Source organism: Mesorhizobium sp. BH1-1-4 (genome assembly GCF_020165665.1).
GTDB lineage: Bacteria > Pseudomonadota > Alphaproteobacteria > Rhizobiales > Rhizobiaceae > Mesorhizobium.
Map to the genome: position 1 here is coordinate 1 of NZ_JAIUIN010000035.1, position 12860 is coordinate 12860.

Sequence of the window (12860 nt, forward strand, 5' to 3'; positions counted from 1 at the left end):
GCCTTGCCCCCCGCTTTTGTTTTGCATTATCGGAACCGGCCTCTCCTTCAGGCCGCCTTTGCTTCCGCTTCGTGGAGGGCAAAGGAGCGGCCGTCCGCATCGAAAATATGAAGGTCGCCGGCATTGGCGGTCAGCCGCAGCGTCGAGCCGCGCTTGACCTCGACATTGCCCGGCAGCTTGGTCACCAGCGGCAGGTCGGCCCGGCCGATGTCAACATAGACCAGCTGGACCTCGCCGAGCTGTTCGACATAGTCGACCGTCCCCTCGAACAGATACTCCGTACCGTCGGCGATCGCGAGATCTTCCGGCCGCACGCCGAAGCTGACCGCCGTTCCCTTCGCCGAAGCCGGCGTCGCGATCGGCACCGTCGCCTTGCGGCCGCCGATATGGCTGATGACGGTCGGATTGCCCGTCTTGTCGACCGTCGCCGGCAAGATGTTCATTGCGGGCGAGCCGATGAACTGGGCAACGAAGAGGTTGCCCGGCCTCTTGTAGAGCTCCATCGGCGTGCCGACCTGTTCGATATGGCCGTCCTTCAGCACCACGATGCGGTCGGCCAGCGTCATCGCCTCGACCTGGTCGTGCGTGACATAGATCATGGTCGTGCTGGGCATCGATTCCTTGAGCTTGGCGATCTCGATACGCGTGGCGACGCGCAGTGCCGCGTCGAGGTTCGATAGCGGTTCGTCGAACAGAAACACTTTCGGATTGCGCACGATGGCGCGGCCGATGGCGACACGCTGGCGCTGGCCGCCCGACATCGCCTTGGGCAGGCGGTCGAGATATTTGGTCAGTTGCAGGATCTCGGCGGCCTGCCGCACTCGCTTGTCGATCTCGGCCTTGCTTTCCTTGCCGATCTTCATCGAGAAGGCCATGTTGTCGTAGACGGTCATGTGCGGATAGAGCGCGTAGGACTGGAACACCATGGCGATGCCGCGCTTCGACGGCGGCACGTCGTTGACCACCTCGCCGTCGATCTTGAGTTCACCCGAGGTGATTTCCTCGAGCCCGGCGATCGAGCGCAGCAAGGTCGACTTGCCGCAGCCCGACGGGCCGACGAAGACGATGAACTCGCCCGATTTGATGTCGAGGTCGATGCCGTGGAGAATGTTGAGATTGCCGTAGGACTTCTTCACCTGTCTCAAATTGACATCGGCCATTGATTTTCTCCCAGTGGTTCCTCAGATGTTTTTAGCCTATGCGCCCGAACCAGGCGCCGTAACCGCCGAGTTCGACCGAACCGGTGCTTGCCTGCCCGGAAAATCCGTGTCCCGGCAAAGGTTGAAGGGTTCGGCTGCCGAGGTCAACCTTCGCCGGCGCGGCGCCCAGATTGAAGACGCAGACGATCTCTTCATTGCCCGCCCGGCGGGTGAAGGCGACGGTGTCGCCCTGGCTTTCGATGAAAGAGATTTCACCCTTGGCCAGCGCCGGATGGGCGCGCCGAAAGGCGAGAAAGCGCCGGTAGTGTTCGAGCAGGGAAGTTTCGTCACCTTGCTGCACGTTGACCGCCTGCGACAGGTGCTTTGCAGGCACCGGCAGCCAGGGTTTTGCTTGCGAGAAGCCGCCATTCCTGGCGCTGCCATCCCATACCATGGGCGTGCGGCAGCCGTCGCGGCCCTTGAATTCCGGCCAGAAGCGAATGCCGTAGGGGTCCTGCAAATCCTCGAAGCGCAGTTCGGCCTCGCCGAGCCCGAGTTCCTCGCCCTGGTAGATGCAGACCGAGCCGCGCAGCGACATCAGCAAGGCCGAGATCACCTTGAGATAGGCCGTCGGGTCGGCTTCGCCGGTGGCCCAGCGCGAGGCCGGGCGCATCACGTCATGGTTGGAAAACGCCCAGCACGACCAGCCGTCGCTGGCCACCCTGCCGAAAGCTTCCAGCACCGAGCGGACCTTGGCGGCGCTGATCTTTTCCGGCGCCAGGAAGTCGAAGGAATAGCACATATGCACGCGCTTGCCGCCGGCGGTATAGGCGGCGACCACGTCCAACCCGCGCTGCGAATCGCCGACCTCGCCGACAGCGGCGGTCGCCGGATATTCGTCGAGCAGCGCCCGGAAGCGCTCCAGGAAGGCGAGGTTCTCCGGCCGGCTCTTGTCGTAGATATGGTCCTGGTAGTTGTAGGGGTTGACCGCCGGCGCGGTCTGGTCGTTGCGCTTTTCCGGCGGCAGCGGCGGGTTGTTTTCCAACCCCTGGCTGTGGAAGTAGAAATTGATGGTGTCGAGGCGGAAGCCATCGACGCCGCGCTCCAGCCAGAAGCGGGTGACGTCGAGGAGCGCGTTCTGGACTTCCGCGTTATGGAAGTTGAGGTCCGGCTGCTCGGCCAGGAAATTGTGCAGGTAGTATTGCTGCCGGCTGGTGTCCCACTGCCAGGCCGAGCCGCCGAAGATCGACAGCCAGTTGTTGGGTGGCGTGCCGTCAGGACTTGCGTCGGCCCAGACATACCAGTCGGCCTTGGCATTGGCGCGGCTCGAGCGGCTTTCCTTGAACCAGGGATGGATGTCGGCTGTATGCGACAGCACCTCGTCGATCATCACCTTGAGGCCCAGCCGGTGCGCCTCCGCCGTCAGCGCATCGAAATCCGCCAGCGTGCCGAACATCGGGTCGACGTCGCAATAATCCGAGACGTCGTAGCCGAAATCCTTCATTGGCGATTTGAAGAAAGGCGAGATCCAGATCGCATCCGCGCCAAGGGCGGCAATGTAGGGCAGCCTGCCGATGATGCCCTTGAGATCGCCGATGCCGTCGCCATTGGAATCCTGATAGCTGCGCGGATAGATCTGGTAGATCACCGCGCCCCGCCACCAGTCGCGGTCGACGGCGGGGTCTGGGTTCGAAGTCGCCTTCAAAGCCGATTGCATTGTCTCAACCTCCTTTCACCGAGCCGGCCAGCAGCCCGCGGACGAAATAGCGCTGCAGCGAGAAGAAGACGATCAGCGGCACGATGATGGTGATGAAGGCCGATGTCGTCAGGATTTCCCAGTTGCCGCCACGCGAGCCGAGCAGCGCATTGAGCTTGGCCGTCAGCACGATCTGGTCGGGCGCCGTCCCGAGGAAAACCATTGCCACCAGCAGATCGTTCCATACCCACAGGAATTGGAAGATGGCGAAGGAGGCAAGCACCGGGAAGGACAGCGGCAGCACGATCTTGACGAAGATCTCGAAATCGCTGGCGCCGTCGATGCGCGCCGATTCCATGATCTCGCGCGGCAGCCCGGCAATATAGCTGCGCAGGAGGTAGATGGCGAAGGGCAGGCCGAAGCCGGTATGCGCCAGCCAGATGCCGAGATAGGTCTTGGACGGCACGCCGAAGAACGTGCCGACGCCGTTGTAGAGCTTCAGCAGCGGGATGAGCGACATCTGCAGCGGCACCACCAGCAGGCCGATGACGACCGCGATCAAGAGCGCGCGGCCTGGAAAACGCATCCAGGCAAGCGCATAGGCGGCAAAGGCCGCGATCAGGATCGGGATGACGGTCGCCGGGATGGTGACCGTCAGCGAATTCATGAAGGAGCGGCCGATGCCTTCGGAGAACAGCACGGTCTGATAGTTGTCGGTGGTGAATTTCGGCGGCGCCGACGAAGCGTAGTAGACGCGCTGGCCCCGGTCGCCCTCGAACGCCTTGGGCGAGGCCATGACGAAGCTGCCGTCGGCATTGACCTGCAGGGTCACGCCGTCGCCGAGATCGGCCGATGTGCCGGCGGGATACTGCGTCGGTGCCGCCGCCTTGACGCCGAAGGCGCTGATGCTGCGCTTGGCCCCGTCGCCGAAAATGTTGCCCTCGAGAACGAACTTGCCGTCTTTTTGTGTCTGCGCCGAGGCGGCGGGCAGCCGCCCGGCTTCCGTCTGGCTGGAGCTGGCGAAGGAATTCCACCAGCCCGAGGCGATGATCTGGTCCTTGTCGCGCAGCGACGAGACGAGGATGCCGAGCGTGGGAATGGTCCAGATCACCACGAAGACGAGCACCGCGATATGGACGCCGAAACGGCTGGCGAAGGAATTTCCGGTCGCGACGGCCATCTCAGTGCCCTCCCGTCTCTTTGTTGGCCTGGCGGATGTTCCAGATCATGATCGGAATGACGGCGATCATGATGATGATGGCTATGGTCGCGCCGCGGCCGAAATCGCCGCCGCCGCGGAACATCCAGTCGAACATCAGATTGGCCAGCACCTGGCTGTTCCATTGGCCGTTGGTCATGGTCAGGACGATGTCGAAGACTTTCAGCACCAGGATGGTGATGGTGGTCCATACCACCGCGATGGTGCCCCAGATCTGCGGCACCATGATCTTCCAGAAGATCTGGAACGGGTTGGCGCCGTCGATGACCGCGGCTTCGAGTGTTTCCTCGGGGATGCCGCGCAGAGCCGATGACAGGATGACCATGGCGAAGCCGGTCTGGATCCAGATCAGGATGACCATCAGGAAGAAATTGTTCCAGAACGGCAGCGATATCCAGACCTGCGGCTGGCCGCCGAAATACTGGATGATGGCGTTGAGCAGGCCGATCTGGATCTGGCCCTCGCCGCGATATTCGTAGATGAACTTCCAGATCACGCTGGCGCCGACGAACGAGATGGCCAACGGCAGGAAGATCAGGCTCTTGGCAATCGTGCCCCACCATATCTTGTCGGTAAGCACGGCGATGATGAGGCCGAGGAAGGTGCAGGCCGCCGGCACCACCGCCAGCCACAATATGTTGTTGCGGATCGCGTTCCGCAGATCCGGATCGCGCAGCGCCCATTCGTAGTTGGCGAATCCCACGAAACTCGTGCCGCCGCGGTCGAAGAAAGACAGCCACAACGTCGCGATCACCGGATAGACCAGGTAGATGGTCAGGATGATCAGCGCCGGACCGACGAACAGCCAGGGCCGCACCAGTCCCTGCCGGCGCAGATTGTTGACGGCGGCCGTCCCCGACACCCCGCGCGCGGGGAAGATCAGGTCGAGCAGTTTGTTGGCGCCCCAGAAATAGGCGACGCAGCCGCCGACACCGATGATGATGACGAATATTGCCGAGAAAATCTGAGTCGCCATGGGTCCCTCTCCCTGCGCATGACCGGCCAGGCGAATGCTGGCGATCGGATGCACCGACTTTCAGTTGTTCGGAACAATCGAAACGCGAAGGCTTCGGCGTGCGCCGCCGGTCGGATCCGGGCCGAAGCCCGGATCCAGTAAAAAGATCAGGAAGGATCAGGTCGCCGCGGCGGCCTATTTGATGGCGTCCCAGCTCTTCTGGATGTCGGCGGCGACGTCCTGGGCGGACTTGCCGCCGACCAGGTCGATCATGCCGGTCCAGAAGGAGCCGGCGCCGACCTTGCCTGGCATCAGGTCTGAGCCGTCGAAGCGCACCGTCGTGGCGCCGACCAGGATTTCGCCCTGCTTCTTCAGCGCGTCGCTGCCATAGGCGTCCTTGTTGGCCCCCTTGAAGGGGGTGACGAAGCTCTTCTGCGCCATCCACAATTCATGCGCGAGCGGCATCTGCAGGAACTTGATGAATTCGCGCGACGCCTTGGAATCCTTGGTGATCATCACCAGCGTTCCTGCGACTTCGAGCGGCGTGCCCAGTTCCGGCTTGGAGGCGTAGGGCGGGTAGGGGAAGAAGTCGGCGTCCTGGCCGAGCTTAGTGCCCTCGGGGAAGAAGGAAGGGATGAACGATGCCTGATGGTGCATGTAGCACTTCGGCGGCACGGTGAAGAGACCCTTCGGGCTGTCTCGGAAGTCAGTCGCCGCGACCGCCTTGGCGCCGCCGTCGACCATCTTGTCGTCGGTGGCGATCTTGCCGAAGATGTCGATGGCGTTGACCACCGCCGGATCGGTGAACGGGATCTCGTTCTTCACCCACTTGTCGTAGACTTCGGGCGGCTGCGTGCGCAGCATGATGTCCTCGACCCAGTCGGTCGCCGGCCAGCCGGTCGCGCCGCCCGAGCCAAGCCCGATGCACCACGGCTTGCCGCCGTCAGCGATGATCTTCTTCTCGAGCTCGGCCAGTTCTTCCTGCGTCGTCGGCACCTTGTAGCCGGCTTCCTCGAAATTGTCGGGCGAGTACCAGACCAGCCCTTTCACGTCGATCTTGTAGGGAAGCGCGTAGAAGCCGGGCTTGCCGTCCTTGCCGTTGTAGGTGCCAAGCTTGGCCCAGGAGTCGCCGGCGGCATAATTCTCCTTCACCCAGGCCGCGACGTCGTCGCCGAGCGGGGTCAGCACGCCCTTGGAAGCAAGGTCTTGGATGAGGCCCGGCTGCGGCAGCACGGCGATGTTGGGCGGGCTGCCGGCCTGGGTGTCGATGACGATCTGCTGCTCGTAATTCTCGGACGAGGAATATTTGACCTCAGCGCCGGTGGCCTCGGAGAAATAATCGAGTACGGACCGGACAAGCGTCTCGTCCTCGCCGCGCCATGGTCCGAAGATCGACAGGGTTTCGCCCTTGAGGTCGACTTTCTTGAGGTCGTCGTAATTCGCCCAGTGAAACTTCGAATCCTCGCCCGGCTTGAACTTCAGTTCGGCATGCGCGGGCGCGCTCAGGGCGAATGCGGCGGACGCAACACCCAGCAAAAGCATTCTCTTCATCGGTATTCCTCCCAGTGGGTCACATACACCGGACGGAACCTCCATTCCGCCCGCCGACGCCGCAGGACTGTGACTCAGTCGCAAAGGAACCGCAACCTTTCGAAGAGTCTTCCAAAGCGCTTTGGCTTTGGCGATCTGGCCATTGAATCGGTCGGGAGTCAAGGGGGCTGGCAAGCTAATCGATTTAATTCCCAGCCGCCCGGGTCGTAGAAAGTGCACCGCAGCATGCTTTTTCGGCACTGCAACAGCAATTTTTGTTTCAAACCCAGTCCCGGCACGCTTATGGTCCTTGCGACATGGCCGCGTCCTGAATGGCGTTTGGGTCGATTCAATTTGAAAGCGCTTTGAGGCAGGAGGCCTCTCGTGAACCTCAAGCAACTCGCGCATATGCTGGCGCTTTCGCAGACAACCGTGAGCCGGGCGCTGAACGGCTATCCCGAAGTCAACGAGGAAACCCGCACGCGCGTCATGGATGCCGCCAAGCGCCACGGCTATCGTCCCAATCCGAGCGCGCGCCGGCTGGCCACCGGCAAGTCCGGAATGATCGGCTACGTCCTGCCGACGGGTGCGGCCGTCGACATCGACCCGCATTTCGTCGAATTCCTCTCCGGTCTTGGCGACTATGCCCGCTCGCACGAGCTCGACCTCGTCCTGTCGCCGGCTGACGCCGACGATCAGGAGACCACTTATCGGCGCATCGTCGCCAACCGGCAGGTCGATGCCGTCTACATCTCCTCGCCCAGGCCCACCGACCGGCGCGTGGCGCTGGTCAATACGCTCGGCATTCCCTTCATCGTCCATGGCCGCAGCGAGGGCTCCGGTTTCGACTATCCCTATCTCGATATCGACAATGAGGGTGCTTTCCACGAGGCGGCCCGGCTGCTCGTCCAGCTCGGTCACCGGCGGCTGGCGCTGATCAACGGCGATGACAGGGAAACCTTCGCCATTCACCGCGAGCGCGGGATGCGCCGGGCGCTGGCCGCGAGCGGCCTGATGTTGGACGATCGCCATGTCTCTTCCGTCGTCATGACCGAAGAGAACGGCTATCGCGCCGCCCGGCGTCTGCTCGAACAGGACGGCGCGCCGACGGCAATCGCCTGCTCCAGCCTGATCATGGCGCTCGGCGTCGTGCGCGCGGTGCGCGATCTCGGGCTCAGCATTCCCGGCGACGTCTCGCTGATTGCCCATGACGATGTCTTTCCCTGGCTGAAGCCGGAAAATTTTTCCGTGCCGCTGTCGACGACACGCTCCTCCATCCGGCTGGCCGGCGCGCGCATCGCCGAGCGGCTGGCGGCACGGATTTCAGGCCTCGAAGAGGGCGCGCGCGGCGAGGTCTGGCCGGTCGACCTGGTGATCAGGGGCTCGGTTGCCGGGGCGCCGGGCTAAGGTCAGCCCCAAATCGAGTGCCTCTTAACCCTGCGTTAGCCCGCTTATCTCAACATAGGTCGATGAAAATCGATCAGCCAGGCACGGCTTTCGGCCGGCGCGGGCGCGCGAGCCGCGCTCCGGCTGCCTCGGTTGGCCGCATCGCGACACCGGTGCGCACGACCGGCCGTCTCGTGCCTCTGATTGGCCTGGCGGCGCTCTTGCTGACCGTTGCCGGCGCTGCCTTCTGGACGTTGCCAGGCATCGAAACAGCAAACGCGGAAGCCGCGCGGGCAGAGCGGAAAGTGATCGAAATCGTCAACCAGCCGATCACGCACCTGCCGCGTTCCGGGCCGGTGGACGTGTTTTCGCCCGGCTGGTTTCATGCGGGCGCCGCCAAGCCGGACTTCAACACCGTTGACATACGCTCCACGCAGGAACGCAACTATGCGGGCCATGTCACCTCCGACCTGAACCCCACCGAAATGTTCAACGGCAGCGAACTCGAGTTCAATGCCATGACCAAATACTTCTACACCGATCGAACGCTGCCCAAGAAGCGCTTGTCCAGCTCGGAAATGGTCGAGATCAATGGCCTCTACCGGGTTATCGGTCGGGATGAGCAGGCGGTATTGATACGCTGGCTGTCGATCGTCGCCTTGGCCATTGCCGGGTTCGGATGCGCGGCGCTTCTGCTCGTCCGTCGGACCGGGTCCCTCGCGGCGGGTTGATCGAGACCGCCTCCTGGGGCGAGGCGTTCAGTCCGCGGACTTGAGATGATCGATGAAGGCGCGCAGCTTCGGCAGGACCTGGCGTTTGCCGGGATGATAGAGGAAAACGCCCGGCGTCGCGCCGGCAAAGCCCTCCAGCACCGGCTCGAGCTTTCTCTGAGCGATGGCGCCGTCGGCGACGGGCCGAGGCACCTGCGCCAGGCCGACGCCCTGGATCGCGGCTCCCAGCAAGGTCGGATAGTCGTGCGCGATCAGTGGGCCTGAGACCGCCGCCTCGATCGCTCCGTTGCCGTCGGCGAAGGACCAGTGCGCGATGGCGCCGTTCGCGCGGCGCAGGCGCAGGCAGGCATGGCGGCTGAGATCGCTGACCTGTTCGGGGGTGCCGTGGCGCTCGAGATAGTCCGGGCTGCCAACGACCACGAAGGAGAATGGCGGCGTCAGCCGCACCGCGACCATGTCGGGCGCGATGAACTGGCCAAGCCGGATGCCGGCATCGTAGCCGCCGGCCGCGAGATCGACCATCTCGTCGCTCGCGGCGATCTCCAGCTCGATCTCGGGATAAGCCCGGCAGAACGACGCGATCATCGGCTCCAGGATCAGCGGCACGACGGCGCGGGGCACCGACATGCGCAGAAGCCCTGTCGGCCGCTGGCCTACATCGCGGGCGGCCTCGCCGGCCGAGACGAGTTCTTCGAAGGCCGGGCCGGCGCGGTCAAGAAACCTCTGACCGGGTTCGGTCAAGCCGACGCTGCGCGTCGTGCGGACGAACAGCGCGGTTCCCAAGCGCGCTTCCAACGCGCGCACCGCCTGGCTCACGGCGGACGGCGTTACTGCAAGCTCGGCGGCGGTACGGCGGAAATTCCGGTGCCTTGCGACAGCCAGGAACACCTCGACTCCGTCCAGCGCGCCGTGCCGTATTGTGTAGCTCTGCTTCATGGGTTGTTCTGATTACAGCGGATGGTCGAACTCTGGAAGCAGGTTTAGCTAAGGGTCGAAGCGCGCGGAACCGCGCGACCACCTGTGCGAGAAAACCAGATGTCGACGCAAATACTGTTCCAGGTCCAGCTCGTTCTCGGCTATCTCGCATGGCTGCTCTGCTTCCGTGCCTATGGCATGCCTTGGTTGAGCAGCATGGATCGCGTGGCGGCGCTACGCGCCATGGCCACGCTGCACAGCTTCCGCTTCTTCGGGCTCGTCTTCCTGCTTCCAGGCGTCGTCGGTCCCGATCTGCCCGCCGGCTTCGCCGTGTTCGCCGCCTATGGCGACTTCGCCACCGGCGTGCTGGCCATGCTGGCATTGCTCACGGTGCGAGTTCGCCCGCTCTTCGGGACATTCGTCGTCGCCTTCAATCTGACAGGCATGGTCGACCTCGTCGCCGACTATTACCACGCCATCCAGACTGGCCTTCCGGAACACGCGGGCCAGTTGGGTGCTACCTATGCGATCCCGATCATCTATGTGCCGCTGCTGATGATCACGCACATCGCCGCGTTCTGGCTCCTGCTCCGTCCCCGGCAAAGCGTGGCCTGAGCCATCGCCGGCTATTCCTTCGCCGCCTCTGCGGCCTTGGTGTCCAGCAGCCCATAGCCGAAATCATTGTCGCGCCCCTTAAGCCCGAGATCCTTCGCGGTCGCCGCAAGCGCCTTCTCGATGTCGTCGGCCGAGCGGTCGGGCGTGGCATGGATGAGGTTGGCGATGGCGCCGCTGACGATTGCCGCGGCAAACGAGGTGCCGGTGACGACGTCCGAGCCGGCGCCGCTCGGCGCCACCATCTCGACCCCGGGCGCCGAGATGAAGACATAGGCGCCGCGATTGGCCTGCGGCATCAGTCCGTCCTTGGCGTCGGTGGCCGTTACCGCGATGACGCCGTCGAAGGCGGCCGGGTAGCCGTATGGCGCCTTCGGCCCGTTGTTGCCGGCCGCCGCGACCAGCACCATGCCGAGCGCGCGGGCATTGCGGCAGGCGGTGCCGAGCAGGTCGTTTTTCGGGCCGACGAAGCTCATATTGATGATGCTGACATTCTGGTCCGCCGCCCAGTCGAGCGCCGACAGGATGACGTCCATGGTCGACTTGCCGCCCTCGAAGGCGCGCGCGTGGTAGATTCTGGCGCCCGGCGCCATGCCTTCCAGCGCGCCGACGCCGGCAATCAGACCGTCGATCGAGGTGCCGTGATCGCGCTTTTCGATCGGCACGTCCGGCATGGCGTCGAACTGTCCGGCGATGACGCCGGCAAGTGCCGGGTTGGTGTCGTCGATGCCGGTATCGATGACGGCGATGCGCACGTTCTCGCCGCTCGCCTGTTTGGCGTCGAGCGCGATGCGGTCGAAGGCATAATTGACGATGCCGGCCGCCTGCTGCAGCGAGTAGATATGGTTGGGCTCGCGGCGTTGCGTGCGGCCATCGGCGGCAAGCTGCGCCAGCACGACGCCGACCGGGCGGCCATCGGGAATGCCGAAACGCACCAAAGTGGTGCCGAGCAGACGGGACTGGCGCTGCGAGCGCACTTCAAGGCCGAAGGAGGCGGCGATCTGCTGCACGGCACCGGCATCGCCATCGACGGTCACCAGCACCTCGTCGGGCACGAATTCGCCGGTCACGGCGCGCCGCGGCTGGACGGCGATGAGATCGGTCGGCGAGACGATCGGCCCACCCGGCGGCGGGCCGGCCTGGTTGCCTCCGGGCGGTGTGGCGGGTCCCGGCCGTGGTGTCGGTACCGGTGCCGGAGGGGCGATGGGGTTGGGGAAGAGGTCGACGATCAGGGCGGGCAGAAAAACAGCGCCGGCCTCTGCCGCACCCGACCCGCCCTTGGCGCCGCCGCCGTCCTTGACGCAGTCGGCCGCTGTCGCATTGGCCTCGTTGCTACAATCGATTTTCGCGCGGTCGGGGTTGGTGGCGTTGGTCTGCGCCGATGCAGGCACGGGGGCGATTGTCATCGCCGCCGCAAGGATCGCCGCAAATCGAACGAGCGCCTCAGCCGCCATCGGCCGGTTTCCTTCCCTCGATCACAGTTTCCGCGAAAGGCTGGGCGGCAATAAGGCCGCGCGCCTTGTCGTAGTCGGCGGCGGTCGTCGCCGGAATGGCGAGCTTGAAAACACCGTCGGCGGTCGGTCCGCCGATGATCTTGAGCTTGTTGGCGTCGAGGAAGACGGCGATGTCGGCCATCCTGGCATCCGGCTTGAATTTGACCAGCGCGAACGGCATCTTGGCCAGATCCTCTTCCGTGCCGGCGATCTCGAAATTTCCGCCCTTGCCGCCAGGCTGCACCAGCGATTGCACCGCGATCAAGCCAAGCAGCACCGCGGCCGTCGCCCAGGCGACCCCGACCGGCACCGCCATGAAGCGGCCCCAGGCCTGCGCCAGCCAGGACGCGCTTGCCGGCATGCGTGCGGGCCCTGCCTCGGCGTCGAGCGCCTTGGCGAAGCGGCTGAGCGCATCGGCCGGCGGGCGGATCGCCTCATTGGCCGCCGACGTGCCGGAGAATTCGGCTTCCGCCTCGCCAAGTGCCGCAAGTGCCGCCGGATCGCTGGCCAGCCACTCTTCGATGGCTTCGAGGTCGGAGCCTTCGAGCGAACCGTTCAGGTAGAACGGCAGCAGCGTTTCCATTTCGTCGCGGCGCGACATCTTTTCAGCGGCGCTCATGGCCACCCCCTGTCGTAACCGGCGGCCTTCAGGGCTTCGCCGAGTTTCTTGCGGGCGTAGAACATCCGGGTCTTGACGGTCGCGACCGGGATGTCGAGCACCTGCGCGATCTCGGTCACCGATTGCCCTTGATAATAGGCGAGGTCGATCACCGTGCGGTGCTCCTCGGGCAGGGCGTCGATGAGGCGGCGCAAGGCGGCGGCCTTGTCCTCCTTCATGGTGACGACCTCGGGCGTATCGGCGCTGTCGGGCACTTGCGCCGCGGCCTCGTCGTCGATCCAGTCTTCCTTCTTCTTGCGCAGCAGCGAGAGCGCCTTGAAGCGGGCGATGCCGAGCAGCCATGTCGAGACTTCGGAGCGCCCTTCGAAGCCCGGCGCCTGGCGCCACAGTTCGAGAAACACTTCGTTGGCGATATCGTCAGCCATCATTTCCGATCCCGTCTGGCGCGCCACGAAGCGGTAGATCCGCGCGTGGTGACGCATGAACAGGAGCCGCACGGCGGCCCGGTCGCCCTTCGCGACCCGGTCGACAAGCGCGCGATCGGTCTCCGCCGCCGCCGTCATGG

12 protein-coding genes are annotated in these 12860 nt (G+C 64.3%); 3 read left to right on the forward strand and 9 right to left on the reverse strand.

What is annotated here, in order from left to right; all coding sequences use genetic code 11:
• Window positions 1-47 precede the first annotated feature (47 nt).
• From LB569_RS30330 to LB569_RS30350, 5 genes are all read right to left on the reverse strand, one after another.
• A complete protein-coding gene (locus tag LB569_RS30330) occupies window positions 48-1160 on the reverse strand; it encodes an ABC transporter ATP-binding protein (RefSeq protein WP_140702891.1) in 1113 nt (370 codons plus the stop codon).
• A gap of 31 nt (window positions 1161-1191) precedes the next feature.
• Window positions 1192-2856, reverse strand: coding sequence for an alpha-glucosidase (locus LB569_RS30335; RefSeq protein ID WP_224695209.1), 1665 nt, complete (start codon window positions 2854-2856; stop codon window positions 1192-1194).
• A 4-nt stretch (window positions 2857-2860) separates the two neighbouring features.
• Window positions 2861-4015 (reverse strand): carbohydrate ABC transporter permease, encoded by a 1155-nt coding sequence (locus tag LB569_RS30340; protein ID WP_140702887.1) that lies wholly within the window; start codon window positions 4013-4015, stop codon window positions 2861-2863.
• A 1-nt stretch (window position 4016) separates the two neighbouring features.
• Window positions 4017-5030: a carbohydrate ABC transporter permease gene (locus tag LB569_RS30345; protein ID WP_140702885.1), complete on the reverse strand. Its 1014-nt coding sequence runs from the start codon at window positions 5028-5030 to the stop codon at window positions 4017-4019.
• Between the two features lie 174 nt (window positions 5031-5204).
• Complete coding sequence (locus LB569_RS30350) at window positions 5205-6560, reverse strand: ABC transporter substrate-binding protein (RefSeq protein WP_224695210.1); 1356 nt, start codon at window positions 6558-6560, stop codon at window positions 5205-5207.
• A 363-nt stretch (window positions 6561-6923) separates the two neighbouring features.
• On the opposite strand from LB569_RS30350, the gene LB569_RS30355 reads away from it, so the two are divergent.
• Window positions 6924-7946: a substrate-binding domain-containing protein gene (locus LB569_RS30355; RefSeq protein ID WP_224695211.1), complete on the forward strand. Its 1023-nt coding sequence runs from the start codon at window positions 6924-6926 to the stop codon at window positions 7944-7946.
• 152 nt (window positions 7947-8098) lie between these two features.
• Window positions 8099-8656, forward strand: coding sequence for a hypothetical protein (locus LB569_RS30360; protein ID WP_224695212.1), 558 nt, complete (start codon window positions 8099-8101; stop codon window positions 8654-8656).
• A 27-nt stretch (window positions 8657-8683) separates the two neighbouring features.
• Here LB569_RS30360 and LB569_RS30365 read toward each other — a convergent pair whose 3' ends face one another.
• Window positions 8684-9592 (reverse strand): LysR family transcriptional regulator, encoded by a 909-nt coding sequence (locus LB569_RS30365; RefSeq protein WP_224695213.1) that lies wholly within the window; start codon window positions 9590-9592, stop codon window positions 8684-8686.
• Window positions 9593-9691: 99 nt separating this feature from the next.
• Between LB569_RS30365 and LB569_RS30370 the strand changes: the two genes are divergently transcribed.
• A complete protein-coding gene (locus tag LB569_RS30370) occupies window positions 9692-10186 on the forward strand; it encodes a hypothetical protein (protein ID WP_224695214.1) in 495 nt (164 codons plus the stop codon).
• A gap of 11 nt (window positions 10187-10197) precedes the next feature.
• On the opposite strand, the gene LB569_RS30375 is transcribed toward LB569_RS30370, so the two are convergent.
• The 3 genes from LB569_RS30375 to LB569_RS30385 are packed head-to-tail and all read right to left on the reverse strand — an operon-like array spanning window position 10198 to window position 12858.
• Entirely contained in the window at window positions 10198-11637 is a 1440-nt protein-coding gene (locus LB569_RS30375; protein WP_224695215.1) for a S8 family serine peptidase, read from the reverse strand.
• Window positions 11627-12295, reverse strand: coding sequence for an anti-sigma factor (locus LB569_RS30380; protein WP_224695216.1), 669 nt, complete (start codon window positions 12293-12295; stop codon window positions 11627-11629). The genes LB569_RS30375 and LB569_RS30380 overlap by 11 nt, the downstream gene beginning before the upstream one ends.
• Window positions 12292-12858 carry a sigma-70 family RNA polymerase sigma factor gene (locus tag LB569_RS30385; protein ID WP_224695230.1) on the reverse strand — a complete coding sequence of 189 codons (567 nt, stop codon included), beginning with the start codon at window positions 12856-12858 and terminating at the stop codon, window positions 12292-12294. Before LB569_RS30385 ends, LB569_RS30380 begins: the two co-directional genes overlap by 4 nt.
• Window positions 12859-12860: the final 2 nt, after the last annotated feature.

What these genes read in the sequence shown, in the direction of transcription:
- LB569_RS30330 (WP_140702891.1), bottom strand. Translation starts at nt 1,160, where the DNA reads ATGGCCGATGTCAATTTGAGACAGGTGAAGAAGTCCTACGGCAATCTC.
- LB569_RS30335 (WP_224695209.1), bottom strand. Translation starts at nt 2,856, where the DNA reads ATGCAATCGGCTTTGAAGGCGACTTCGAACCCAGACCCCGCCGTCGAC.
- LB569_RS30340 (WP_140702887.1), bottom strand. Translation starts at nt 4,015, where the DNA reads ATGGCCGTCGCGACCGGAAATTCCTTCGCCAGCCGTTTCGGCGTCCAT.
- LB569_RS30345 (WP_140702885.1), bottom strand. Translation starts at nt 5,030, where the DNA reads ATGGCGACTCAGATTTTCTCGGCAATATTCGTCATCATCATCGGTGTC.
- LB569_RS30350 (WP_224695210.1), bottom strand. Translation starts at nt 6,560, where the DNA reads ATGAAGAGAATGCTTTTGCTGGGTGTTGCGTCCGCCGCATTCGCCCTG.
- LB569_RS30365 (WP_224695213.1), bottom strand. Translation starts at nt 9,592, where the DNA reads ATGAAGCAGAGCTACACAATACGGCACGGCGCGCTGGACGGAGTCGAG.
- LB569_RS30370 (WP_224695214.1), top strand. Translation starts at nt 9,692, where the DNA reads ATGTCGACGCAAATACTGTTCCAGGTCCAGCTCGTTCTCGGCTATCTC.
- LB569_RS30375 (WP_224695215.1), bottom strand. Translation starts at nt 11,637, where the DNA reads ATGGCGGCTGAGGCGCTCGTTCGATTTGCGGCGATCCTTGCGGCGGCG.
- LB569_RS30380 (WP_224695216.1), bottom strand. Translation starts at nt 12,295, where the DNA reads ATGAGCGCCGCTGAAAAGATGTCGCGCCGCGACGAAATGGAAACGCTG.
- LB569_RS30385 (WP_224695230.1), bottom strand. Translation starts at nt 12,858, where the DNA reads ATGACGGCGGCGGCGGAGACCGATCGCGCGCTTGTCGACCGGGTCGCG.